This is a genomic window from Tolypothrix bouteillei VB521301, assembly GCF_000760695.4.
GTDB lineage: Bacteria > Cyanobacteriota > Cyanobacteriia > Cyanobacteriales > Nostocaceae > Scytonema > Scytonema bouteillei_A.
Genome location: NZ_JHEG04000001.1, coordinates 4070397 through 4096734, shown reverse-complemented (window position 1 = coordinate 4096734; position 26338 = coordinate 4070397). Strand labels below are relative to the sequence as shown.

Annotated in this window: 21 protein-coding genes; 12 read left to right on the top strand and 9 right to left on the bottom strand. The window is 43.1% G+C overall.

What is annotated here, in order from left to right:
- The first annotated feature begins 106 nt into the window (after nt 1–106).
- From HC643_RS16285 to HC643_RS16270, 4 genes are all read left to right on the top strand, one after another.
- Nucleotides 107–1990 carry an ABC transporter ATP-binding protein gene (locus HC643_RS16285; protein WP_038082941.1) on the top strand — a complete coding sequence of 628 codons (1884 nt, stop codon included), beginning with the start codon at nt 107–109 and terminating at the stop codon, nt 1988–1990.
- Between the two features lie 348 nt (nt 1991–2338).
- Entirely contained in the window at nt 2339–3385 is a 1047-nt protein-coding gene (locus HC643_RS16280; protein WP_038082940.1) for a chemotaxis protein CheB, read from the top strand.
- Nucleotides 3386–3484: 99 nt separating this feature from the next.
- Nucleotides 3485–5344 (top strand): CheR family methyltransferase, encoded by a 1860-nt coding sequence (locus tag HC643_RS16275; RefSeq protein WP_050045858.1) that lies wholly within the window; start codon nt 3485–3487, stop codon nt 5342–5344.
- A 202-nt stretch (nt 5345–5546) separates the two neighbouring features.
- Entirely contained in the window at nt 5547–6863 is a 1317-nt protein-coding gene (locus HC643_RS16270) for a PAS domain-containing sensor histidine kinase (protein ID WP_038082938.1), read from the top strand.
- Here HC643_RS16270 and HC643_RS16265 read toward each other — a convergent pair.
- On the bottom strand, nt 6846–7028 hold the full coding sequence (locus tag HC643_RS16265) for a hypothetical protein (protein WP_050045857.1): 183 nt from the start codon (nt 7026–7028) through the stop codon (nt 6846–6848). The genes HC643_RS16270 and HC643_RS16265 overlap by 18 nt on opposite strands.
- 119 nt (nt 7029–7147) lie before the next feature.
- Here HC643_RS16265 and HC643_RS16260 point away from each other — a divergent pair, with 119 nt between their 5' ends.
- Nucleotides 7148–8728: a metallophosphoesterase family protein gene (locus tag HC643_RS16260; protein ID WP_038082936.1), complete on the top strand. Its 1581-nt coding sequence runs from the start codon at nt 7148–7150 to the stop codon at nt 8726–8728.
- Between the two features lie 10 nt (nt 8729–8738).
- Entirely contained in the window at nt 8739–9491 is a 753-nt protein-coding gene (locus HC643_RS16255) for a class I SAM-dependent methyltransferase (RefSeq protein ID WP_038082935.1), read from the top strand.
- Here the strand turns inward: HC643_RS16255 and HC643_RS16250 are convergent.
- Together HC643_RS16250 and HC643_RS16245 are read right to left on the bottom strand one after the other, a co-directional pair.
- Entirely contained in the window at nt 9488–12511 is a 3024-nt protein-coding gene (locus tag HC643_RS16250; protein ID WP_050045856.1) for a chemotaxis protein CheB, read from the bottom strand. The genes HC643_RS16255 and HC643_RS16250 overlap by 4 nt on opposite strands.
- A 290-nt stretch (nt 12512–12801) precedes the next feature.
- Nucleotides 12802–14262: a CheR family methyltransferase gene (locus tag HC643_RS16245; protein ID WP_050045855.1), complete on the bottom strand. Its 1461-nt coding sequence runs from the start codon at nt 14260–14262 to the stop codon at nt 12802–12804.
- A gap of 174 nt (nt 14263–14436) precedes the next feature.
- Here HC643_RS16245 and HC643_RS16240 point away from each other — a divergent pair, with 174 nt between their 5' ends.
- Nucleotides 14437–15015 (top strand): hypothetical protein, encoded by a 579-nt coding sequence (locus HC643_RS16240; protein ID WP_050045854.1) that lies wholly within the window; start codon nt 14437–14439, stop codon nt 15013–15015.
- A 35-nt stretch (nt 15016–15050) separates the two neighbouring features.
- Here HC643_RS16240 and HC643_RS16235 read toward each other — a convergent pair whose 3' ends face one another.
- The 4 genes from HC643_RS16235 to HC643_RS16220 form a co-directional block, all read right to left on the bottom strand.
- Nucleotides 15051–16130, bottom strand: a complete 1080-nt coding sequence (locus HC643_RS16235; protein WP_038082931.1) for a chemotaxis protein CheB — start codon at nt 16128–16130, stop codon at nt 15051–15053.
- A gap of 176 nt (nt 16131–16306) precedes the next feature.
- Nucleotides 16307–16648 (bottom strand): hypothetical protein, encoded by a 342-nt coding sequence (locus HC643_RS16230; RefSeq protein ID WP_050045853.1) that lies wholly within the window; start codon nt 16646–16648, stop codon nt 16307–16309.
- Nucleotides 16649–16741: 93 nt separating this feature from the next.
- A complete protein-coding gene (locus HC643_RS16225; RefSeq protein ID WP_038082929.1) occupies nt 16742–17029 on the bottom strand; it encodes a hypothetical protein in 288 nt (95 codons plus the stop codon).
- A gap of 99 nt (nt 17030–17128) precedes the next feature.
- Nucleotides 17129–17596: a VOC family protein gene (locus tag HC643_RS16220; protein WP_038082928.1), complete on the bottom strand. Its 468-nt coding sequence runs from the start codon at nt 17594–17596 to the stop codon at nt 17129–17131.
- Between the two features lie 271 nt (nt 17597–17867).
- Here HC643_RS16220 and HC643_RS16215 point away from each other — a divergent pair, with 271 nt between their 5' ends.
- The 4 genes from HC643_RS16215 (at nt 17868) to HC643_RS16200 (ending at nt 22368) form a co-directional block, all read left to right on the top strand.
- Nucleotides 17868–18359: a DUF4385 domain-containing protein gene (locus HC643_RS16215; protein ID WP_038082927.1), complete on the top strand. Its 492-nt coding sequence runs from the start codon at nt 17868–17870 to the stop codon at nt 18357–18359.
- Between the two features lie 246 nt (nt 18360–18605).
- A complete protein-coding gene (locus tag HC643_RS16210; RefSeq protein WP_050045852.1) occupies nt 18606–19736 on the top strand; it encodes a hypothetical protein in 1131 nt (376 codons plus the stop codon).
- 125 nt (nt 19737–19861) lie between these two features.
- Entirely contained in the window at nt 19862–20494 is a 633-nt protein-coding gene (locus HC643_RS16205; RefSeq protein ID WP_038082926.1) for a hypothetical protein, read from the top strand.
- Between the two features lie 299 nt (nt 20495–20793).
- Nucleotides 20794–22368 carry a hypothetical protein gene (locus tag HC643_RS16200; RefSeq protein WP_050045851.1) on the top strand — a complete coding sequence of 525 codons (1575 nt, stop codon included), beginning with the start codon at nt 20794–20796 and terminating at the stop codon, nt 22366–22368.
- A 154-nt stretch (nt 22369–22522) separates the two neighbouring features.
- Here HC643_RS16200 and HC643_RS16195 read toward each other — a convergent pair whose 3' ends face one another.
- Entirely contained in the window at nt 22523–22837 is a 315-nt protein-coding gene (locus tag HC643_RS16195; RefSeq protein ID WP_063779504.1) for a hypothetical protein, read from the bottom strand.
- Nucleotides 22838–23054: 217 nt separating this feature from the next.
- On the opposite strand from HC643_RS16195, the gene HC643_RS16190 reads away from it, so the two are divergent.
- Nucleotides 23055–25214 (top strand): Tex family protein, encoded by a 2160-nt coding sequence (locus HC643_RS16190; RefSeq protein ID WP_038082925.1) that lies wholly within the window; start codon nt 23055–23057, stop codon nt 25212–25214.
- A gap of 76 nt (nt 25215–25290) precedes the next feature.
- Here the strand turns inward: HC643_RS16190 and HC643_RS16185 are convergent, their stop codons facing one another.
- Nucleotides 25291–26130 (bottom strand): hypothetical protein, encoded by an 840-nt coding sequence (locus HC643_RS16185; RefSeq protein ID WP_050045850.1) that lies wholly within the window; start codon nt 26128–26130, stop codon nt 25291–25293.
- Nucleotides 26131–26338: the final 208 nt, after the last annotated feature.

Here is a 26338-nt window from a genome sequence, read left to right as displayed (position 1 = left end):
TTAGCCATTAGCCATTAGCTATCAGCCATTAGCCATTAGCCATCATCCATTAGCAATAACTGTTAAAATCCAAATATTTATAAGCAACGCTTTAAACCTGACCGCTATGAGAGACACTATTCTAGATGTTCGGAATCTGCAAGTTGAATTTGTGGGTGATACCAAAGTTGTTAAAGCTGTGGATGGTATCTCTTTTGAGTTGCGCCGAGGAGAAACTCTGGGAATAGTGGGAGAGTCGGGAAGCGGAAAATCGGTGACGTCCCTGGCTGTGATGGGTTTGATACAATATCCAGGGAGGATAAGCGGGGGTGAAATTTTGTTCAGTCCCCAAGAAAATAGTACGCCTATAGATCTGCGGAAGTTGCCAATGGAGGAGATGCAACTTCATAGGGGTGGCGATATTGCCATGATCTTTCAAGAACCCATGAGTTCTCTCAATCCAGTTTACACCATTGGGTTTCAGTTAACAGAAGCTATTTTACAACATCAAAATATCTCATCAGAAGAAGCAAAACGACAAGCGATCGCCCGCCTGCAAGAAGTGAAGTTGCTTCCGAGTGATGAAGCACTGAAGGAACAATATATAGAAACTTGGAAAACTTCTGTTGGTTCATCCACCCCGGATGAGTACAAGCTCGCACATTTGGTTAAACAGCATAAAGAGTCCATATTAGACCGTTACCCGCACCAACTTTCTGGCGGTCAATTGCAAAGGGTGATGATAGCTATGGCAATTTCGTGCAACCCATTGTTATTGATTGCTGACGAACCAACGACAGCGTTAGATGTAACAGTTCAAGCAACAATTCTTGAGTTGTTGCGGGAATTACAACAGCGCCGCGATATGGCTATGATTTTTATCACTCACGATTTAGGGCTGATTGCAGAAACAGCCGATAAAGTCGCGGTGATGTACAGGGGCAAAATTGTAGAACAAGGTGCTGCAGCACAAATTTTTGCCAATCCCCAACATCCTTATACTAAAGGCTTAGTTGCTTGTCGCCCTACCCTCAACCACCGCCCTCACAAACTCCTAACAGTTTCCGATTACATGCAAGTTGAAGAAACGCCAACAGGAGATGTAGTGATACAGCCCAAACAACCAGCCCAACCAAAAGAAGTCACGACTGAGGAGTTTTCTCAAAGATTGGTTTGTTTGGAGCAACAGCAGCCTTTGTTGCAAGTCCGCAACCTGAAAGTTGGTTTTCCTGTAAAGGGTTTGTTTGGCGGTACAAAACGCTACCACATGGCAGTGAATGGAGTTTCCTTTGATGTTAAAAAAGGGGAAACTTTAGGATTGGTAGGAGAATCTGGTTGTGGCAAAACCACTGTTGGTAAAACCTTACTGCGATTAATTCAACCCATGAGTGGTGAAATCTTGTTTGAGGGACGAGATGTTACGCATTTTCAGGGAATAGCTTTGCAAAAGTTGCGAAGGGAAATGCAAATTGTGTTTCAAAATCCTTTTAGCGCCCTCGATCCTCGGATGAAGGTTGGGGATGCAATTATGGAACCTTTGGTGATTCACTCTATGCATCAGACAAAGCAGCAACGTCGCGATCGCGTAGCTTATCTTTTAGAAAGAGTGGGTTTGAGTGCAGATGCTATCAATCGCTATCCTCACCAATTTTCTGGCGGACAACGCCAAAGAATTTGTATTGCCCGTTCTTTAGCTTTGAATCCCAAGTTTATCATTTGTGATGAATCGGTTTCTGCTCTTGATGTCTCGGTGCAAGCGCAAGTCTTGAATTTGCTCAAAGAATTACAAGAAGAATTTGGATTGACCTATATCTTTATTTCTCACGATTTAAGTGTCGTGAAATTTATGAGCGATCGCATTTTAGTGATGAATCGCGGTCAAATTGTTGAGCAGGGTACAGCAGAGACAATATATCGAGAACCTAAAGAAGAGTACACGCAGAAGCTCATTGCATCAATTCCTACAGGTAGCCCCGAACGTGTACGACAGCGCCAAGTGAAAGCGTCCTAAGTTTGTTTGCTAAAATCCCCAACTTCTTTCAGAAGTGGGGATCTTGCAGACCGCTCCTACGTTGAAGAAAGGCAGAAGTACGCTCTCAGCTATGCGATCGGGTGGAGATTCAGACCCCACCTGAAGAGAAGACCACCTAAAAGAGGCGGGGGTCTTAAACCCTGTTGGGTAAAGCACAAAGGCAATACTGATACTTAATTCTTCCTTTCTGCCCTCTGCCCTCTGCCATCTGCCTTGCCCAAAGGGTGATAAATCTCTTAAAAGCTAGGTAAATAAGTAACCCAGTTCTGTTAACCTAAGCTTAAGCAGTGTAGCGTGACTCTGCTATCAAAACAAGGAGGAAAAAAAATGCCCGGACACGACATTATTGTTGTTGGAGCATCGGCGGGCGGAGTCGAAGCACTGACCTTGTTAGTAAAAAATTTGCCAAAAGACTTGAACGCTGCTGTCTTAATAGTCTTACACATACCCAGCTATAGTAGTAGCGTTTTACCCCGCATTCTTGAAAGAGCAGGGAATTTACCCGCTGTTCATGCTCGAGATGGTGAACCCCTTTTGCTAGGACGAATCTATATTGCTCCACCAAATTATCACTTATTGGTCAAACCAGGAACCTTACAACTTACGCTTGGTCCAAGGGAAAACAGCCATCGTCCTGCAATAGATCCCCTGTTTCGGACTGCAGCGAGAGCTTACGGGCAAAGAGTCATTGGTGTCGTTTTGACAGGTAGTCTCGATGATGGTACTGCAGGACTCAAGGCAGTAAAAATGCGCGGTGGTGTAGCAGTTGTTCAAAGCCCTGAGGATGCATTGTATGCAGGAATGCCGCGAAACGCGATTGAGAACGTAAATGACGTTGATTATGTATTACCACTATCAGATATTCCCAGCAAGTTGATAGATTTGGTAAACACGCCAGTGGAAGTTGGAGGAGAAGATCCTATTCCTGAGGAGCTAGCATTTGAATCTGATTTGGCAGAGATGAAGATGGCACCACTTAACAACGACGATAAACCGGGCAAACCATCTCCTTTTGCGTGTCCTGATTGCGGCGGTACACTTTGGGATCTGTCCGATAGGGATTTGTTGCGATTCCGATGTCGCACGGGTCATGCTTTTTCTGGAGCAACGCTGCTAGCCAAACAATCTGATGCTTTAGAGGACGCATTGTGGATTGCTCTGAGAGCATTAGAAGAGAGAGCCTCTCTTGCAAATCGCATGTCTCAACGAATGCGCGAGCGCAACCAAACTCTCTCAGCAATACGATTAGAAGAAGAGGCAAAAGATGCTCAAAAGCGTGCTGCTGTCATTCAAGAGGTACTTCTTAAGAGCGATGGGATGACAAAAGATAAAGATTTATCATCTTTGAGTTTAGAGGAACCAATTAAGGAGTAGTTGAAAGTTGGCTGCATCTTAAGTCTTTTTTTGTACTGTTATTTTTTATAAAAATAATAGCTTAATACCGTTTGAAGGTTTATAAAGTATAAAACTTATATGGATACTGTTGAACCCAACCCTGACTTGGAAAACCTACTAGAATATATCAAACGGAATAGAGGTTTTGATTTTAGCGGTTACAAACGAACAAGTTTAAGTCGGCGAATACGGAAACGATTGCATTTTTTAGGTATAGAAGATTATAGTTTGTATTTAGATTACTTGGAAGTACACCCAGATGAGTTTGCCGAGCTATTTAATACAATCCTGATAAATGTTACGGCTTTTTTTCGGGATTCACAAGCTTGGGAATACATAGCAAACGAAATTATTCCGCAAATTGTAGCTAACAAATATCTTAGTAAGCCCATCCGCGTATGGAGCGCTGGTTGTGCTTCTGGGGAGGAAACCTATACCTTAGCAATTTTACTGGCAGAAGCACTGGGAATGGAACAGTACGCAGCACGAGTGAAGGTGTTTGCTACGGATGTGGATGAGGAGGCTCTCAATATTGCTCGCCAAGCACACTACGGTTCAAAAGAGGTGCGAAGTGTTCCTCCAAATTTACAAGAGAAGTACTTTGAGCGAGTCAATGGTCGCTATGCTGTTCAAAAAGAGCTGCGTCGCGGTGTGATTTTTGGTCGTCACGATTTGGTTCAAGATGCACCTATTTCCCGAATTGACTTATTGGTATGTCGGAATACTTTGATGTATTTCAACACGGAAACCCAAGCTAAAATTCTCGATCGATTTCATTTTGCTCTTAACGATAGCGGCTTTCTCTTTTTAGGAAAAGCAGAAATGCTGTTTAGTAGAAACCACTCATTCAGTCCGTTAGAATTACGACAACGGGTATTTATTAAAGATCAAAATGGCAACTTGCGCGATATGCTATTGAACATCGCTCATCCTAGCAGGCAGCAAGCTGTTCCAGATATGGTCGATCGGATACGCATTTATGAAGCCGCTTTTGAGATCGATCCCATTGCCCAAATCATTGTAGACCTCAATGGGGCGCTCATCCTAGCTAATATTGAAGCCCGTAACTCGTTTAATCTCAACCCTAGAGATTTAGGTCGTCCTTTGCAAGATTTAGAGCTTTCCTACCGACCGGTAGAATTGCGATCACGTATCGACCAGGTTCGCACCAATCGTCGCACCGTAGTATTAAAAGATGTTGAGTGGACTACATCCGACCGGGACACGAAATATTTAGACTTGCAAATCATGCCTCTGTTGGATGAGAATACTGAGAGAATATTAGGTATAAAAATTGTTTTTGCTGATGTTACCCGCTTTAAAAACTTACAGCAAGAACTAGTACACGCCAACCAGGAATTAGAAACTGCATATGAAGAACTGCAATCTACCAATGAAGAATTAGAAACTACCAACGAAGAACTCCAGTCTACTGTAGAAGAGCTAGAAACTACCAACGAAGAACTCCAGTCTACAAACGAAGAACTCGAAACCATGAATGAAGAACTGCAATCCACAAATGAGGAGTTGCAGACGATAAATGAAGAACTGCGCCAACGCAGTGAAGAACTTAACAGAGTTAACGGCTTTTTGGAATCTATTCTCACCAGTCTTCGTGCTGGAGTTATTGTGCTCAGCCCCGATTTACACATCTTAATGTGGAACCGTAAAGCTGAGGACTTGTGGGGATTGCGGTTTGATGAAGTTTTTTCAAAACACTTGATGAGTTTGGATATCGGCTTGCCTCTAGAACCACTCCGACAGCCAATTCGATGTATTATAAGCAGGGAATCGGATTATTATGAAGTAGTGCTAGGTGCCAGAAACCGCCGAGGGCGAACCATTCAGTGCCACGTAATCTGTACTCCCCTTTTAGGAGCACCAAGCGATATTCAAGGTGTCATACTATTGATGGAAGAGGGCGAACAAGAGGAATAGTCCTAAAAGCTCACAAGTGAAAAAAGTCTTTTTCTTTGTTGTCCTACCATCTCATTATTTAGTCATTAGGAGGATAATATAATCAGAAGGAGTAACCAAGATTTATGAGAGATTGCAACCACACTATTAACCTAGTAGATAGATTAAGCATCTTGATAAGACAAGTATCTTTACGGTGGAGGAGAGGATAAGAGGAAAGCTTGTGAATTTGGAAAACTTTGGTCGGCAAGTCCATGAGGTGCGCCGACATACCCAACTTCTACATCATCGTGTCAGGGAATCGCCAGAACGACAACAAGACCTGTTAGCTGAGGCTTTCGAGGAACTCCGTACTGCTTTGGAAGAACTGCACGTTGCAGAAGAAGAATTGCGCCAGCAAAACGAACAATTGGCGATGGCTTGCAAAGAGGCAGCCACAGAACGCAGACGGTATCAAGAATTATTTGATTTTGCTCCTGATGGTTATTTGGTAACAGATTCTCAGGGGAAAATTTTAGAAGCAAATCATGCTGCGGCTAATCTCTTAAAAATATCAAAAAACTTTTTAATCGGAAAACCACTGATAAACTTTTGTCCTCCAGAAGAGCGTCGAGTTTTTCGATATCAATTACAACGCTTAACCGATCTGGAGGAAATGCAAGAATGGGAAATCCACTTGCAACCCCGTCAAGGAAGCATATTTGATGCTAGCCTGACAGCAAAAACTATACGAGATAACGAAGGGCAACTCGTTGGTTGGCGGTGGCTTATTAGAGATATCACGTCTCGCAAACAAGCAGAAGAAAAAATAAACGCAATTCAAATTCAAAATTTAAAATTACAAGAAGCTTCACGGTTTAAATCGCAGCTTTTAGCAGTGATATCTCACGAACTGCGTACACCAATGAATAGCATTTTGGGATTTTCCCAATTGTTACTGCGCCGCTACTACCATCTGTTAGCACCAGAATTAAGAGAGATGGTAGAAAGGATTACTCAAAGTGGCAAACACCTTTTAAAATTAATTGAAGACATACTGGATTTTTGCAAACTGGAAACAGATAAGATAGAGTTAAAGTTACAAGAGTTTAATTTGGTAGAGTTAGTCACAAGAATTACAGAAGATTTGAGACCTCTAGCCGAACGGAAAAACTTAACTTTGGTTTTGCACTCCGATAGTAAAAATCCCAACATGATTGGCGATCGCGATCGCTTGCAACAGGTAATGACTAACTTAATAACTAATGCTATTAAGTTTACAGAAACTGGCGGCGTAGTTGTAGAAATACAACAAGTCAACGGAGAGCGTTTGGTATTTATGGTAAAAGACACCGGCATTGGCATTCCCGAATCAGAAATCGCACACATTTTTACAGAATTTTGGCAAGTCGATAAGTCTACAACGCGCAAGCAAGGTGGTGTTGGATTGGGACTGGCGATCGTAGATAAGCTAGTGCGATTAATGAAAGGAACTATCTCAGTTGAAAGCAAACTGGGAGAAGGCTCAACTTTCCGAGTAGAATTACCAAGAATTCAGTGACTCGCGATCGGTGAGCGGTAAATATTCTCGTTCCCGATTTCCACCGACTCTCGTTCCCAAGCTCCGCCAACTCTCGTTCCCAATCTCCACCAACTCTCGTTCCCAGGCTCCGCCTGGGAATACATATTTGGAGGCTCCGCCTCCAGTCAAAGATCGAGTCAGCATCTCCGATCCATTCGTGACCACGCTCTCCCCAGTAAAAAGAAATAAAGAAGTACAATTGGGATATAAATTACCAAAAAATAGTAAAAATTCGGAAATTTTATATCCTAGAGCAATTTACAATGCGATATATATTCGACTCGCCGATTCCCGTAAAAATTCAAAAAATGAAAGAACGGGTGCGGTGGAAACATCCAAGCCTGATTCAATGCGGAATCGATCAAACCAGCTTGGTCTTGGATGACGGCAATTCAGAGAATCCCGAATTTTCCTTCATGGTAATAGGCGATACCGGGTCTAAGCCATCTTACGGGCAGCACCCACAACGGTTAGTTGCAGAGTTAATGCTCACCCAACGCGACGAATGCCGTTTTATTCTCCATACGGGAGATGTGATTTATGTAGTAGGTTCCCATGAATATTATCCGCAAAATTTTATTGAACCTTACCGCGAGTTCCTAGTAGGAGGAGAAAACTCTCAAGACATTTCTTACGATCGCATGACATTTAGTACACCAATTTTGCCAGTTCTGGGCAATCACGATTACTACGATGTGCCGTTGATGTATGGCTTCATAGCAGGAACTACACTACCACTGCGACGCCTATTCCGTTACAAAGATATAGAAATCGGCTGGCATGGTTCTTATCAAGGTAATGCCTATGCAAGAGCGTTTCTTGACTACCTCAAAGACTTTTCTCCGGGCGAAAAGTTAGAACGTCATTTAAACAGTCATTATACAGCTAAAACCAACACGGGAAGGTGTTTGCGATACGAACCCGGAAAATTTACCCGCCTACCCAACCGCTATTACACCTTTCGTTATGGTGGGATTGACTTTTTTGCCCTGGACTCCAACACCTTCAATGCACCCTCTCCACTCCCTACTACAAAAGAAGGGGAAACAGAACGCCGTAAATTAGAAAAACGCCGTCACGAAATAGAACAAGAAGAAACGCAAATTTTAGAAGCTTGTTCTCGCTTCAATCCAGAGATTCCCCAAGAAGCCGAACAACTTGACGCTCTCAAAAGTAAGCTATACCAAATTGATGAAGTCAAAATTGACATAGAGAAACAGCTTGAATCCCATCACGCCCCACCTGTAGACTTTGAACAACTCAACTGGCTGAAGCAAAGATTAATTGAATCTTGGAATACTCAAGAGGTGCGCGGGCGGGTTCTTTACTTTCACCATCCACCCTACGTGACTGAAGCAAGCAAGTGGCACCAATCCCAGACTTTAGCAGTTCGCCATCGCTTGCGTGGGGTGTTTGATGATGTCGCGGAAACTCTTGGTTCTCTCACTCAAGGACGTCCGATAGTTGATTTGATATTAAACGGTCATGCCCATTGTTTGGAGTATCTCCGCACAACTCACACCGGACACGGTGATTCCCATATTCACTGTATAGTTTCTGGTGGTAGCGGTCGCCGTCCCCGTCGCCAAAGAGAGGAGGGATCGGAATTAATGGAAACTTTTGAAGATGCAACAGGTAGCTACAGTCGTAAAATTGCTGACTCGTTTCTTTTTGTAGGTCGCAACGGATACGACACTCAAAAACGTCTTCCTTACTCCTTTGTGCGAATCGATGTTCGCGATGGTTCCCCAGCCAAGTTTATTGTTAGACCATTTATTAAAGAACGCTTTCAAGGAGAGTGGTACAATCGCGAATTGGAGGCGTTTGCAATCAGTAACCAATGACCGATGACCCATGACTAAAGCAAAATACGTTTTTTTACCTTTGACTGTAATTATTTTGGGAATATTGTGCTTTTGGGTACTTAGTTCTCATAAAATAGCGAACGCAGATTCTGCACCATCCTCGGTTGTATACGAACAACGGCGTCTTCACAGCCCAGATGGAATTGGTAAATATTATATGGGTCGCGAGATAGCCAAAGTCATGGGACACACGGGGGCTGGTTGGTTGGAAAGACCGAGTCGAGAGGCTGAGGAACAGCCCAGCAAAGTAGTGAATGGTCTCAATCTCAAGTCTAATGATATTGTGGCGGATATCGGGGCTGGTACTGGTTACATGAGTTTTCGGATTGCGCCTTTACTTTCTACAGGAAAGGTTTTGGCTGTGGATATTCAGCCAGAAATGCTGGAGATTATCGAGTTTTTTAAGCAAGAGAAAAAGATTGCCAACGTTGAACCTATTTTGGCGACTCTTAGCGATCCCAAGTTACCACCAGAGAGTGTTGATTTGGCTTTGATGGTGGATGCTTATCACGAGTTTGAGTATCCGCGAGAGATGATGCAAGGAATTGTGACGGGGCTGAAACCTGGTGGTCGTGTTGTACTCATTGAGTATCGGGGCGAAAATCCTTTTATTGCCATTAAAGCTTTGCATAAAATGACTCAGAGGCAAGTCAAAAAGGAAATGCAATCTGTCGGGTTGGTTTGGCGCGAAACAAAAAACTTTTTACCGCAGCAACATTTTATGGTGTTTGAAAAGCCTTAGGATGCTGTTTCTAATCGTCCTTGCTCGGTGATGTCCTCGATCGCCAGTAAAATCATTTGGGTGCTGTCAATCTTGGGCATTTTGCGAGCTTTGAGCCGCATGATTTTACGTCCGATCCGCTCGAAATCATGCTCGACTTCAAAATCTTGAAACTGGGCATTACTAGCAAGAATCTCTTCGAGTTGCGATCGCAATTGGGGAATGTCCCACTGTCCGTTACCCAATTGAAAAATCAACTGCTGCTCTGTTTGCACGGGTAAAACCTGAAACGTCTCGTAGAACGAACGATTTGCTGTGATGATCCGCAACTCAGCATTCAGCACGATCAGCGGTTCCCAGACGGTTTCTACAATCGCATCAGCATAATCTCTTGCTTCCATCAATTGGGCATTACTGCGTTTGAGGTCGTCAATATCAATTAACACCACCACTGCCCCATCGATCTTATTATCAATCGTGCGATAGGGGCGAATTCTCAGGTGATACCAATGTCCGTCCCTGTCTTGAATCTCCTGAGCCTTTAAGTTGAGCGTCCGAATCACTTCTAAAATCTGTTGCTCTAAGTTAGGCACATTTAGTTTGTGGGTAATGTCGCTCAGCGGTCGCCCGATATCCGTTGAAATCAAGTTGAAGATGCCTTCCATCGCTGGGGTAAACTGCCGAATCTGGAGGTCGGCTCCCAGCATCAAAATCGGGATGTGGATACTGTTAAGCAAATTTTGCAAATCGTTGCTCACTTGCGTCGCTTCCTGGGTGCGACGGCGCAGTTCATCATTTACCGTGTTCAGTTCTTCATTCGCCGCCTGAATTTCTTCTTTTGCGGTTTCCAACTCCTCATTGGTACTTTGCAACTCTTCATTGCTCGACAAAATCTCTTCATTGGCGGCTCTCAAGTCCTGGTTCGTGGCTTGCTGCTCTTCGATGATCGATTGGAGATGCTCTCGGCTCGTTGCCAGTTCGTGCTTGAGTCGAGCAATCTCAACCGCTTCTCTAGTCCTGCGTTTGGAGGGGGTACTGCCATCATCGGTTGCAGGTAACTCCGAAACGAGGGGAGTATCTTCAAACAGAACTAAGAAACACTCTTGAGATGCCCCAATTTGGAATGGAATGACATTGATGGTAATTTGCCGGATGCGAGGTATGCGTTGCAGAAGCGCTTCGTTACCACCTTCTCTCACCTGCAAGCCTTCCCGTTTGACCGGCAGCTTTTGCTGTTTTGCCTGGTAGATAGCCGTTTGTAGCTCTCGCCGCAATTCTTCTTTTGCCATTCTCAGCAGGTTCAAGCTTGCTCGACCGGGAGATGGTTCCAGATAAGGGCTAGTCTGTCCCCGAAATTGCAGAATCTCCAAGTTGACATCGACCACAACACCTGCAGGGGCGTATTGATTCAAAACAATCCGGTCTGCTTCTCTCTGGATTTCTAGTTCGTTGGGAAGCTGTTCTGTCACAAAAGGTTGAGGGTTGATAATGGTTGGAGAATAAGAGCTGGCAGTCAACTCAATGTTGGGTCGAGATGCTGTCAACTTTTTAGCATAAATTTTATTTTTTTTGTCGCACAGGGTAAACAAGTCTACAAAGTCACCGACTGTTTCTGAAGTCCCTAACATGAGAAAGCCTGTGGGCTTGAGACCGTAGTGAAAAATTGGCAGGAGTTTTTTCTGTAAAGCGTTTCCTAAATAGATCAGCACATTGCGACAGCTAATTAAGTCCAGCCGCGAAAATGGGGGATCGCCAATTAGATTTTGTCTGGCAAAGACACAAACTTCCCGTACAGACTTACTGATTTGGTAGCCTCCCTCAACTTGAACAAAGAATCGGTAGAGCCGTTCTGGGGTAACATTTGCAACTTGGCTGAGCGTGTAAACCCCGTTGCGGGCATATTCGATTGCTGTCTCGCTAATGTCAGTTGCGTAAATTTGAATCGGTATGCGGGGAACTTGTTCGGAGAGAAACTCCAGCATACAGATGGCTATCGAGTAAGCTTCTTCCCCGGTTGAACAACCTGCTACCCAGATACGAATGGGTGTGCCTGGTGATTTATCAATGATAACGGGAAAGACCAGACTTTTTAAGGCATTGAAGCTTTCTGGGTCGCGAAAAAAACTGGTGACATGAATCAAGCAATCTTGATACAGTGCCATGACTTCTGCTGGATTGCTCTGGAGATAGCGAGCATAATCTTCCAGACGTTCGAGCTTGTATAAGAGCATTCGCCGTTGAATCCGGCGATTTAAGGTAGTTTGTTTATAATGAGTAAAATCAAGACCTGTTGCCTTCCGCAGCAAATTGAAGATAATGGCAAGTGCCTCCTGACTGGTAGCCGGAGATGAGTTTGTCTCTGACTCAATTGTGGTAAGGCTTGCAATGTATGGATGAGAGCTAATTTCAGCTAGCTTCCGGGCAATTTGGTCGGGCGGTAAGATAAAGTCTACCTGACCTGTGGCGATCGCCGTGTTGGGCATACTATCGACTTGTGCTGACTCCTGGCATTGAGCAAACGCTACACCTCCAGCCGCCTTGATTGCCTCTAGACCCCGCGCTCCGTCAGAATCGGCACCCGATAAAATGACGGCGATCCCTTTGTTACCCCGCTCCTCGGCAAGGGAAAGCAGAAACGTATCAACTGACATAAACACCCGACTGGTACCTGAGCGAGGCACGAGCTTTAGTAACCCTTGAGCAATGGTCATACTGGCATTGGGTGGAATGACGTATACGTGATTCGGTGCGATCTCCATGCCATCTTGTGCCTCACGCACGGGCATTTGGGTTGCCCTAGACAGAATCTGGCTAAGCACGCTTTCCTGCTCTGGAGCCATGTGCTGAATAATGACAAACGCCATGCCCGTATTGGTTGGCAAATAATTCAGCAATTGGGTAAATGCTTCTAATCCTCCCGCAGAGGCTCCAATCCCCACCACTGGAAATAATTCATTGAAATTGTCTTGCTGATTGTCAGGAGGAACTTTGCCATCAGAGGGATTGGGTTGAGATTTTTTGGAAACGCGTCTGGGTGCCATGTTTAATAGCTGTTCTGCCGAGCGGTATCGATCGCCTATCTGTACTATCGTGACAGAACAAACCTGTTCTAATCAATGTCAGCGAGATTTTCAATTTTATAAGAAAAATGGGTGAACTACCCCAACTTAGCTTGCGCTTGAAGTTGGGGCTTCCGTACTCAACGGCGAGTGCCTCAACTTAGACTTTCGTCCGAGTTTTGGTCTTACCTCCCCTCCATGGCGGATGGGGAATTTCGCCGAATTCGTTAAAAATTCCGAACAGAAAACAACAAATTTGTGAAGTTTGTTATTTAAAAGCTCTCGTTTTCAATTACGATGAAGTCCGTCTGTTGATGTAAAAGCTCCAGTTCTTTCCGAGTACTTTCTAACTCATTGTAAGCCATAATGAGTTCAGATGTTTTTTCTGCAAGGATTTTAGACACTCTGGCTAACTCGGAGCGAGTAGACTCCAGTTCTTGGGTGAGTTGCTCGCAATCAGTTGTTTCAATAAATTTCAAAGTAACTCCCAGCAAATGATTTTTAGTGGTAAATACCTGCGAAATATTAATGTCGAAATGCTTTGTGCTTTTTTCCGTTGTCCACTCAACATTTTTTAAAACGGTTAGAGCCTGATGGGAGTGAAGTACTTGCATTAATATATTGGCATTGATTAACTTTGCAATTGTCAGATCTTGAAAAGGGCGTTTCCAATCGTCAAATGATAAGCCAAATAAGGTTCTTGCCCGTTCATTGGCGTGGAGCAGACAACCGCTTGCGTCAATCGCTAGATGAGCAGAAGAACCGATCTCGAAGGTAGTCTCCCAGAAGTGGTTCTGAATTGGCAATAAATGAGTTGCCAGCTGTCTGTGAGACGTTGGATTGATAAAGCGGTAGTCATCTAGTTCTAGTTTCAGTCCTTTGGTATAAATCCTCTGGCTTATATCAACAGGCTTAAAAATTTGCCTGCGGCTGAGTGCTGTTTCTGCCTTACCCAAAAAGAGGAAGCCTGTGTTATTGAGCGCAAAGTGAAAACGCGTTAGGACGGAGGCTTGAGCGTCTGGATTAAAATAAATCAAGACATTGCGGCATATGAGCAGATCGATCTTGGACATGGGAGCATTTTGAGTCAAGTCGTGAGGAGAAAAGATGATGGTGCGGCGAAGTTCGGGGTGAAAGACATAGCCTGTTTCAGTGTGTTCAAAGTATTTCTGGAGCAATTGAGCGGGAATATCGATAATGTCTTTGCTGCTGTAGGTTGCTCGGCGTGCGTGCCAAAGGGCTGCTTCATCCGTATCGGTGGCAAAACATCGAACTCGCTGTCGGCAAGCTTCCAGACCGAGTGCTTCTGCTAATAAGACGAGCAGGCTATAGATCTCTTGCCCGGTTGCACAGCCTGCACTCCAGGCTCGAATGGGTTCATCGGGTTGCTTACTGGCAATAATTTTGGGAATGACCTCTGCTGCTAAATAATCCCAAGCGTTGCGATCGCGGAAAAAGCTAGTGATGTTAATGAGAACATCATCGAGAAGAGCAAGATACTCTTGTGAATGGTATTGCAAATATTCTAAGTAGCTCTCATAAGTATCAATGTTGATACTTTCCATCCGGTGCCGAAACCGTCGCATCAGGCTAGAGCGTTTATAACTTGTTAAATCACAGCCCCGATTGTACTTGAGGTAGTCTAACAGAGTTTCAAATTCTGAGCTTAGTTTATCCGTGTCTTGTACTCCATTGCACAAGAACCTCTTCTGGGGTTGCCTTTGAGCAGACATTTTTTATCCCGGATGTTAAAAAGTTAACGTCGCTCCGCCCCTATATGGCGGATTATTTCTCCCGTCACACAGGAGCGATCGATTCATATATTCGTATGCAAATCTATTATATAGATTTGCATACGAATATATGTTAACTTTAAATTGAGATTGAAGTTTGCACACGAATCAAAAATGTCCACAGTAAAAAAGCTTCAATCTACCCTGGAAGCGCTCAACGCCGAGCGAGCACAAGTGGCTGGGGCGGGTTGGGTTCTGCAACATTGCTGGTTGGTGCAAGTGAAGCCGGGAGGCACTGCCCGAACCAACTGTAAATACTGGCAGGTGAGAAGCCGTCAACCTATGTTTGATGGTAAGACACTAAAACACTTGAAACCGAATCAAGTGGAGGATTACAGAGCCGCGATCGAGCGGGGGAGGCAGTTAAAGCGCATCGATCGCCAAATTCAGAAGTTGCAACAGCAGCTTGCAAAACTTACCTCCACAACGGACTCATTGAGGGTTGCATCAGAAAGTTCATCAACCGCATATAAACCTCCTCACCAAATTCCCATACTGCCGAATGGGGATCTTCAGCAAGCAGTAGAAAAACAACCTCTAAAGCAACTAAAATTCACAAATTTAGCTGAACAAGAGCGTTTCGTCAAAGAATTGCTTGCAAACGGTCAGACATTGAGAGCTTCACTGCGGCAAGCAGTCGCTTTCGGCAAAACATTAGGGGCAAGAAATATTGACCTGAGAAAGGGACTATGAACTACTCCGCCGAATGGGGAATTTCGCGGAATCAGTTAAAAACCTTCTATTTCTTCATTGAGCTTTATTTCTCGAGCCAAATTTGCCTGATTGAGCTTTATTTCTTTATCCAGATTTTCCTGGCTCAATATTTCGTTGCTCATCACTGCTTGCCGAACCAATTCTGCTCGTCGTTTTGCGTCCTTAGCTTTTTGCAAAAGCAGATCTGCCGCCTCATGCTCGTTCATGTCGCGCAGATGCTTCGCGGTATGAGTCATCAACATCTCACTCGCTTCGATAGTGCGGATGCTATCCCAGAGAGACTCTTCAATCGATTCCGTTACCTCGGCTAAAAGGGTATTGAGCGAATATGCATGCCCTGTATGGCAGCGAAAGCGAAGCAGGTTACCTTCTTTCAACTGCAACAGTACGCCATGACACTCAGGACAGGTAAAGGGAGAAAGAGCGCCTAGTTTCATAATTCCTAATTCCAGAGGGTTATCCTGCCGCGCAACACCAACTTCAATATCCATTTTCTCAGACACCAAATTGTCCTCCTGTTCGGGAATTGCTTTGTTAACTAGACGCGCTAACAAAGCCCCCATTTCGATGATAGGCACGCAGTAATCGACTGTCACTGCTTTCATCGCCGCCCTCGGCATCGAAGAGTGAAGCGCATCAGAGGGATCTTGAACTACAGCGATACCACCTCGCTCTTTGATGGCATATAACCCAGCTGCACCATCGTCGAGACTGCCGCTCAACACCACCCCAATGACGCGCTTTCCATAGGAGCGAGCCGCAGAGCGAAACAAGACATCGACCGCCGGACGAAAGCGGTTTTCTTTGGGACCGAGAGAGAGCCGGACAAACCCTGGCTCAACCAACAAATGGCGATCGGGAGGAGCCACATAAATCCGACCAGCTTTGATTGGCTCCCTGTCAATGGCGTGTGCCACTGGCAGTGAAGTGACCCGCGCCAAAATTTTGGGTAACATACTTGGGTAATCTGGGGAAATGTGCCAGACGATAAAGACAGCTGCAGGAAAGTCAGCAGGCAGTTGAGAAACGAGTGTTTCAAAAGCTTTAAGTCCTCCGGCTGATGCTCCAACAACAACAATATCTGGCTTTAACACTCGCTGCTCCTAACCATTTTTGCTTTTATGTTACCCCTGGCACTTCAAGATAACATACTGGCTTGACGTACAACACTTTCTTTAGATAGGGCTGCGATCGGGCATGAGGAGCGGTTGTGAATCATCTTAGTTATTGCGCTGCAAAAAACCTGCTAAAGGGTATCATTTATTACTTATTATTGAATTAATGCTATTGTAATACGTTGTTGCAATTCAATGTTTTGTGCAATACGTTCTTGTAATAGGACGCTGAGTTCCTGACGTTCGGCTACCAGTTCCCGACTCCTGGCTATCAGTTCTTCTACTTCGATACAGAGTTTCTCACTCGTGTCTTTTTGTTTTTGTAATTCGACACGAATTTGGTGATTTATGGCAGCTATTTCCCGACTCATGGCTCCCAGTTCCCGACTCTTGCTTATCAGTTCCTGGCTCTCAAAGCTCAGTTCTTGCAAGCGATCGCGAAATTCCCGACTCGTGGCTCTCAATTCCCGGCTCTTGCCTATCAAAAGATAGTTCATATAAAAGTAAATATGTAAATAATACATACTACAGAATCTTTTGAACGCACCGCCAACCAAATCAAGAGTGCTATTGAAGTAAGGGCTGGTAGTTCATTTTTGTGATGGAATCAGGTTGGCACTTTTGGTTGTACTATCCCAAACAATCCAAGCAAATTGGCTATCTAAATCTGTTGTATTTTCTGTAACTTTGAAATATATCTTTTCTCCGCCTCTCGTTTCTACAGCAAAGTCACCATTTTGAGCATACACTACCTTGAAACCGCGATCGCGCAAACAATACATTGCCCAAGCTTTTAACGATTGTCTTTGCGGATCGTGTGTAATGGGAGGTCTCTTAATTGCTTCTTCAATAACTTGGTATGTCTTGGAGTCAATCATTACTGGTTGGTGGTTAGTAGTTAGTGGCTATTTGTTAGTTGTTAGTGGTCCCCCTTATCTCCCTTGTCTCCCTTATCTCCCTTGTCCCCATTATCCCCATTATCCCCCCATAGGATCGCAGCGAATCTCTATCATAAAGCCATCGGGGTCGTAAAAGTAGACTCCCCTACCTGTTGGACGAGTGACTGGTCCGTGGGCGATGGTAATTTGATTTTCTCTCAAAACTTCAACTGCGCGATCGAATAAATCAGGCGCGATGTCAAATGCCAAGTGATATGCTCTGGTAAAACTTCGTTCTGGGTTTGGGTCTGGTGGTAATAAGTCTGGTTCCCAAAATAAATCGAGGATAGTACCATCAGGAGTAACGAAATTGGCTACTTTTCCTTGTGCGACTAAATCTACTAAGGTTGCAGGAACTTCATCACCTGTCAACTCGTGCAAGCCCAAAATACCGTTGTAGAATTGTCTTGAGGCTTGCATATCATGAACGTTGAGGGCTATGTGATGGACTTGCCGCAGATCTCCCACATTTAGGGCTCTTTTAAGAGATTGGGAACTTGGTAGCATGGGTAGGCAAAGTTGACTTGTTTGGCTCGAAGGATGTTGAGTTTAATTTACTTTATCATGTTCTAGAATGTAACTAAATCTAGCGCTCGGATTTTTGTAGGCTTTCTTTATAGAGGATGTTTTAAAAGTCTTGGGCGAATATAATTCGCTACTATACAAACAAAGTTCCCCCGTTGAGGCGACTGCTCTGGGTTCCTCTTCATTGTGGTACTTGCCATGCGATTTCTCATGGCATAGCCAGTATGAATTGAAACTTTACAAACATCCTCTCATGTCATTTGATTACTCTTTAGATTTTCAAAGTATTGATTTCCGAAAAAATCCCGAACTCTATCGCGTTGGGAAGGGCGAGCAGGGAGTGCTTTTGGTAGAACCGTATAAGTCAGAGATTTTGCCTTATTGGCGGTTTAAAACTCCTGAAATTGCAAGACAATCAAGCGAAAAAATATACCAAATGTTTCTTGAATATTTGGAGAAAGATGATTTCGTTGGGGCTGATATGGCACGTAAGTTCTTACAAATGGGTCATACGCGATCGCGCCGCTATGCCAATCATAAGAGCGGAAAAAAATACAAAACCAATCCTCAAAAAGAAACTTCTATTGAAGCTGTTGTAAAAGCTAGAAAAGATATTTTGCCAAATGAAGTAGACCCTGTTAAGGCTGAATCGGCAGCAATATTTAAAGAAAAATGGATGTTGGCAAAGAAAAATGAGAGATACTGTCAGTTATTGGCAAAGCATAAAGCGATACAGATGATATAACAGAAATTTTCTACTGATAATGCTTGTATCTATAGTTCGGTACATATCCGTAGAAAAAAGAAACTTTTTGTACAAAAATCATTCGGTGATTAACTACGCCTAAAGACTATAACTTCTGGAGCGGGAATTAATTGATTGTCTATATCTTTAGAACGGTTAAAATGCCATTTTGAATCGTTAGATTTGCTTGTGAGAACTTCAACAAATGAATGTCGAACCTTTTTTTAAATAAAGGGAATAATTACTATGCAAGAAATCAAGCAAGCTTCGGACAGACAGGGTGTAAATACCGATAGCACAACTTCCGCTCGACCTAATGCGGGTTCAGCAACCACAAACTTTAATAGCGATGCTGCACAGCAGCCGACAAGCGATCGCATAGCTTCTGGTCAACCTCATGCAAATTCAGCCAACCTGAATGTAGATGCTGGAGTTTCTAGAAACTATGATGCTAACCCCATCAGTTCTACTCAACCTCATGGGGGTTCAGCAAACATTAACATAGATACTAATGTCTCCAGAAACAATGATGTTAACCGCATCAATTCCGGTCAATCCAATACTCAAGCAGTTACCAAAGGTCTGAATCCTACGTTAACCAGAGCATTGGTAGGAGGACTTGTTGCTGGTACATTAGGGTCATTAATTGGTGCTTTTGCAGGTAAGAGAGTCGGTCAAGGGTTGAATACTGCAGCAAAAGGTATTGGAGAGGCTTCAAAGACTATAGGTGAAGGTCTCAGCCACACAGGCAAAGGTATAGGACAAGCCGTGAAAAGTATTGCTGAGGGAGCTACTGAAGCTATCGTAGGTGGTGCAGTAGACACTGCAAAGGGTGTTGCTGAAGGAACCACACAAGCTTTAGTAGGTACAGTAAACACGGTACAGAATACCTCTCAAGGGCTCGCTGAAGTCGCCCAGCAAACAGTGGAAGGTACTGTAAACGCAGTACAAAATACAGCGCAAGGTATTAACCAAGCTGTACAAAGTGCGGCGGACACGACAAGAGATATAACAAATCGCGCATCTGAAGGAATTAAGGAAAACGCAGCAAATGCATCAGATGCGGTACAAAACACAGCGCAAGGTGTTAACCAATCCGTACAAAGTGCAGCAGAGAATGCATCGATAGGTCAAAATCAAGGCGATCGCGATCGCACGATTGCCAACAATCAGCAATCCAAAAATAATGAAGTGGAAATAGACCGTACACCAACGATCTACATTTTAGCACCAGACCCAGTAGAAGGGCTTAACGTTGCTCCAACTTTGTCTTCAGCAGATCCCGCTACTCCTAAAGACAGTGGGCTGTTGATAGATACAGGAGAAACAACTCCACTTGAGAAAGACATTATTCTACTTAACGATTACGACAAATAAACACCTGACATTCCAAACATTATTTAGGTGTTGAGTTATCAGTTATCAGTTCTCGCTAACGGTGTACTGATAACTGTTAATTGTTTACTAATTGAGTCTATTGTGGCATAAAGGAAATGACTCTTATGAATGGAAATCAGCAGGTTTTGGAGCATCCTAACGCTGAAGACAATACTGATTTTACAGAAGACCAATCCAATACTTCTTATGAATCAGGTAGAAACTCGAACAATGGGTTATCTAAAATAGCAATTGGAGCACTCATTGGTGCTGCGTTAGGTGCAATAGCTGGAGCTTTAACTATTAAGGGTACAGCCGAAAGGGTTAACCAAACTGTAAAAAGAGCGGGGAACTCGGTTAAGAATACAGCCGGGACTATTAATCAAAGTGTCAAAGGTGTGGGTGATGCAATCAGTTCGATCGCTGATGGTGTGAACGATACTGTTAACGATGTAGGAGACAGTGTCAAGGATACTGCTTTAGGTATTAACGACACTGTCAACAGTACTTTGTCTGCTGTCAAAGCTACAGCAATGAATGTTAGCGACACCGTTAACAACACTGTGAACATCGTCAAAGGTGCTGCTGAAGGCGTTAACGACAATATCAAAGGTACAGTGGATGTAGCCACTAAAGTCGCTGAGGATAATTTACCCTCTGGGGCTCAGGGAACTAATCTCCCCAACACACCCAATATCCCCGGTAACTCCAATAACCAGACGACTTACATTTTAGTCCCAGTAGATAACCAGAAATAAGACTTAGGGTGGGCAATTCCCACCTTATTTTCTGATAATTTGGCAGACATATAGCAATCCTAAATTATTTGTAAAAAATTTGGATTGCTAATGGCTAATGGCTAATTGCTAATGGTCAATAAGCAATTAGCCATTAGCTATTAGCCGTCTTCACTCTTATTCTTATATTTCATTTAGAACTGCTTATATGTCTTTAGGTTATTAACGGTTTATCGAATGACTGATAAATTAATCTTGAATTGATAACGAGCTGCTTCAGTTAGGTCTGATACTACCTTAAGCGAGAGGAGAGATTAACTATGAGCGATCGCAAGCAGCCTGTTGAGCGTCAAGAAAAAGCTAATTGTTCTCAGAGGAAGCAACCCATAGCTTATCGAGCAGCAACAGGTATAGGGGGTGGAATTGTTGGAGCAGCGATTGGTGGTTTGCTCGGTCGCCGAGTTGGAGGAACTGTTGGTGGTGTTGTGGGCGCAGTTGCTGGTGCTTTGGTAGGTAAGGGTACGGCTCAGCGTGTTAATGCTACTGTAGAAGGCGTTGTGGGTGCAGCTCAAACTGTAGCTGATGCTGTTCATGATAGTGTTAACGGTGTGGGAGATGCATTAAAAGACACAGTAGAGCAGGTCAAACCTTCCATAGTCGGTGCTGTTGATACGGTAAAAGATACGGTTGACCGGGTTAAGCCTTCCATAGTCGGTGCTGTTGATACGGTAAAAGATACGGTTGACCGGGTTAAGCCTTCTGTCCTAAGTGTTGTTGATACAGTTAAAGATACAGTAGACCAAGTCAAGCCTTCTGTTGTAGATACCGCTAGGAACGTAGCTGAGGTTGTTAACTTTAGTGGAAATACTGGAGAAGTTGTATTTAATGATATTATTGAACAGCCTGATGCTTCTAGAGTTGTCGAAGAAAACGCAAAAGAAAAACCTGAAGAGGTAAAGCCACCTGTCGTTAATGAATCCAAGGGTGTCACTGAAGATGCTTACCTTTGTATAAATGATGGAGGTAATACACTCAAAGAAAGAGTAGAGCAGGTTAATACTTCTATCGTAAGTCAAGTTGATACAGTAAAAGAAGATATATTAGAAGATCCTTGGGACTCTGTAGTAGATACATCGGATGCTGTCGGGGAAACAATGGAATGGATTGTTGAACCTCATGCAGTTGGTAGAGCCGATACCGTCCAAAATACAACTGAAGACCCTCTTTGTCGTGATGTTAATGAGTGGGTTAGTCAAAGCTTGAATCATTTACAACAGACTCATGATTCTGAAGAAAATACCGAATCTACAAACTTTGAAGAAAGACAACAAGAGTACCAACCGCCTCAGCAGCAAAAAATTCAAGCACAATCGAAAAAAAATCAACAATTTACTGGAATCGGAAAATTTCTTGTAGGTGCTGGGGTTATAGCAATAGTTGGCACAATCTTGTCATGGATTCCCAAACAAAATCTTTTTGCAGTGAGATCGCCAGAATCCAGTCAAAGTATCGAGCAAGTATCTGCTGCGACTTCATCTTCAAAATTCCAAGAAATTTCTACCCCTGATGGTTGGATTTTTTTAGGCAATGTTAACAACAAGCCAGGTGCAGCATTGCTTGGGAAACCTTTAAGCGAAGTTTTACAATCTACTGACTCTCGTGTTGTTCCATCACCAGGAGCGGTAGTTACTGTAACTGTTAAACCAGGAGTAACGTTAAGGAAAAATAAACCGCAGTTACCTCACTTTAGTTATCAAGAACAAAAAGCTTTAGCTGTTCTTAAACCTCAAGAGAAGTTGAAGGTTCTTAAAGTGGAATTTGTACCCAATCCCAGTACGACTCAAACAACAAGAGTGTGGGCAAAAGTTTCTAGATGTGGTGACGACTGCAATTAAAATTTCTTAAAAATTTGTCGGTTGCGATCCCTAAGATCGCTAAAATCTTCCTTTCGCCCGGTAACTTAAACTACAGGAGCCGCTTGACCTATGAAATCTCAAAGGCTTACTCCTGCAGGTTTTTCTCGGTGGCGGTATCAGTAGGAGTTATTGCTTAGTAACTGATACCACGGTATTTCCGTCCTACTTCTTCCTCAGTTACCTGGGGTTTGGGATCGGTTAGTTCTCTTCTGTCAGTGTTATTTAAGTTTTCATCATGGTCTTCTACTCGTTGTAAAAGTTTTTGGGTGGTCATGAGAATAACTAGGAGCAGCAAAAGCAACACTTGCCACGGTGCGAACACCAAGCTTAAAGCAAGGCACAGAGCTGCAAATATCCCCACGAAATACCCAATTTCGTCAGTACATTTTTTAAAGATATAGCCACCTACCAAGCCGGTAAGTAGCGGAATCAAGAAAAACAAAGCCATTTTTCCTCACCTCTGGGCTAATAGCAGAAGCGTTAATGTGTGCATAATAGGTCTCTGTTGTCGGTAACAAGTGTGCCTAATCTAACAGCTATTCAGTTTTAGCTCTAACACGTTACTCATAACAACAGCGTATAAATACAAGATTCCGAATCTGTCTGTTAAACTAGCTTAACATTATCTACTTGCGCTGATAAATATATTTCAACTGCAATACCCGATGCTAAACATTCCTCAATCACTGGCTATCGAACTAAACCTTAAACCCTATCAGGTGCAAAACGCGCTGGATCTTTTGGCTGAGGGTGCGACAATTCCCTTTATTGCGCGTTATCGCAAAGAACGGACTGGGGAAATGAATGAAGTTCAGTTACGCCAACTGGCAGATAGGTATTCTTACTTAACAGAATTGGAAGAAAGAAAATCCACAATTTTAAATGCGATCGCAGAACAAGGTAAGCTTACTGACGAACTTAAAGAAAAGATAGAGTCCTGTTTGCAAAAAACAGAACTTGAGGATTTATACTTACCCTTCCGTCCAAAACGTCGCACGCGAGCCACCGTTGCAAAAGAAAAAGGGTTGGAACCGCTTGCAGAGTTTATTAAATCGTTAAACGTCAAAAATGGAGTCGCCGCTTCTCTGGATGGGGAAGCAGCAAAATACGTTTCTGAAGACAAAGGTGTCAAAACCGCAGAAGAGGCGTTGCGCGGTGCTTCTGATATTCTTGCAGAAGAAGTGGCTGAAAAAGCAGAGTTGCGTTCTTATGTACGGGAATACCTTTTAGAAGAAGGAGTCTTTTTTTCCCGTATCAAGAATGACTATCCAGAAGGTACAACGAAATTTGAAATGTACCGCAATTACCAAATGCGGGTACAAAATATTGCCCCTCACAATATGCTGGCATTGTGTCGCGGTGAAGCTGAGGGAATCTTATCTTTTGATATTTCTTTTGATGAAGATGTTATCCTGTCTTATTTGGAATCAAAAGAAATTAAAACAAAAGTCCGCGCAGTGCGGGACTTCTATCAAGCAATGCTCAAAGATGCTTTCACCCGTTTGATGAAAACATCCTTGATAAGCGAGGTCATTTCTGAAAAGAAAACTTTTGCAGACATAGAGTCTATCAAAACATTTGAAGCTAACTTACGAGAGTTATTACTGTCTGCACCAGCAGGGATGAAACCCACTTTGGCGGTAGATCCGGGTTTTCGGACTGGGTGTAAAGTCGCAGTCCTCGATCAAACAGGTAAATTTTTAGAATATCAAGCAATATTTCCCCATCTATCAGCAAACCAGCGTGTGGAAGCTGCAAAAACTCTAAAAAATTTAATTGAGAAATACAAAATAGAGTTAATTGCTATTGGTAACGGTACAGCTTCGCGTGAAACCGATGAATTTGTTTTGGAAACTCTGCAAAGTTTGGATAGAAAACCAATTAAGGTGATAGTCAACGAGTCGGGTGCGTCTATCTATTCAGCTAGCAAAGTTGCTCTAGAAGAATTTCCCGATTTAGATGTCACTGTTCGGGGGGCTATTAGTATTGGACGTCGCCTGCAAGATCCCCTTGCAGAACTTGTCAAAATTGAACCCAAATCGATTGGGGTAGGGCAGTATCAGCATGATGTGGATCAAAAATTGTTAAAGAAGAAATTGGATGAAACTGTTGAAAGCTGCGTTAACTACGTTGGTGTAGACTTAAACACTGCTTCTAAAGAACTTCTTACCTTTGTTTCTGGTATTACGTCTAGTGTTGCCAATAATATTGTTGCCTATCGCAACCAAAATGGTGTATTCAAAAACCGCCGACAACTGCTAAAAGTTCCGAAGTTGGGACCAAAAGCATTTGAACAAGCTGCGGGTTTCTTACGCATTCGTGATGGTGAAAATCCTCTCGATAATACTGCTGTGCATCCAGAAAGTTATTCGGTTGTGGAAGCGATCGCTTCCGATTTAAAAGTCCCCTTAACTCAAATCACCACAATTGCCGAACAACTCAAAAAACACAATCTCAAAAAATACGTAACCGCCAGCGTTGGCGAACCAACATTACGCGATATCTTGAGCGAATTGGAAAAGCCGGGAAGAGATCCAAGAGCTGAGTTTAAGTATGCTACTTTCAAAGAAGGAATTAAGGAAATCGCTGATTTGAAAGTTGGAATGGAACTAGAAGGAATTGTTACCAATGTTGCTAACTTTGGTGCATTCGTTGACATTGGCGTACATCAGGATGGATTGGTACATATCTCTCAACTGGCTGACAGATTTGTAGACGATCCCAAGAAAATTGTGAAAGTAGGACAAGTCGTGAAAGTCAAAGTGCTGGAAGTGAATGAGAAACTGAAGCGGATTAGTTTGTCAATGAAATCCGTTAAGCAGTAAATGTTTTGGCTTGTTCTCTAAAGATGAGCTATAGAATAGCAAACTCTTCAAAATCGACAAAATTATCGAGCTGACTTTAGTCAGCTCGATAATTTTTTTTCAGCTTTCGCCTGCGCCTAAAGTTACGCTGACGGGCAGTGAATGAAGCTTGAGAGCTAACAAATTTAATTCCCTGTTCTATGAATTGAGCTTTAAGCTGTCTAGATTGAGCCTGAATTTTACGAGACTGCTCTCTAAGCATTTTAGATTTTGCCCGAGTTTCCGCTGCTTTCTTTCTCACCGCTATCATATCGGTGAGAGACCCTTGATAATTAATTGTCAGACTACAATTGACTGGCTTGTTGATTGAAGCTTTAATAAAATTTGATATTTCTCTGTCCTCTAAATCTAAAGGTTCAAGCGCCAAATTACAGATAGTACCGAGCAGTTCTGCTAAAATTTCATGGCTGGACTTTTTACTTACCAAAAGTTGTTTTGCTAATTCTTTAGCCTCATCAAGTGATAGCCAAGGGGAATTAATTGCAGCGCACAAATCCATATTAGTATTGTGCAACTCGTGTCTTATCTCCTGTAGTTCTACCTCCCGGTAATACAACAGTTGCTTTAGAGTTTCTACTTGCTCGGATAAAAGCTCTATTCTATCCTCAATTTCCAATGTTTCACCCGACTTAGGCTCTGTAGATTCTATAAATTGACTATCTTTCTGTTTAGTTTTTTGAGATTGAGCAACTGTGCTATTGAATTGATTGACTCCGGTGAAAATTTTTTCTAAAACTTCTATAGTATTTTCTATAACATCCATAATTTCAAAGAGTACAGTCAAATCTTGCACATTTTCAGGCTCGTTATTACACAATCCTAACTGTAAATCTTTTAAAAATATTAGCTCGGTATTATCCTCGTTTACAGATTCCATCTAAGTTGATAGCAAAACTATTGACTTATTGTACCAATAAGTTAAGTAACAGGGGTAGAGGTCAACGAAATAGGGAGCATCCCAATTTGGAAAAAATATACTTGTGATTAAAATCACGCCTATGCGGACTTGATAAGAAGTCCACGTAGGTGGACTTTGTTTGTGTAGCCCCAGAATTTTATTCTGAGGGCAATTGCTCCCACGAAAT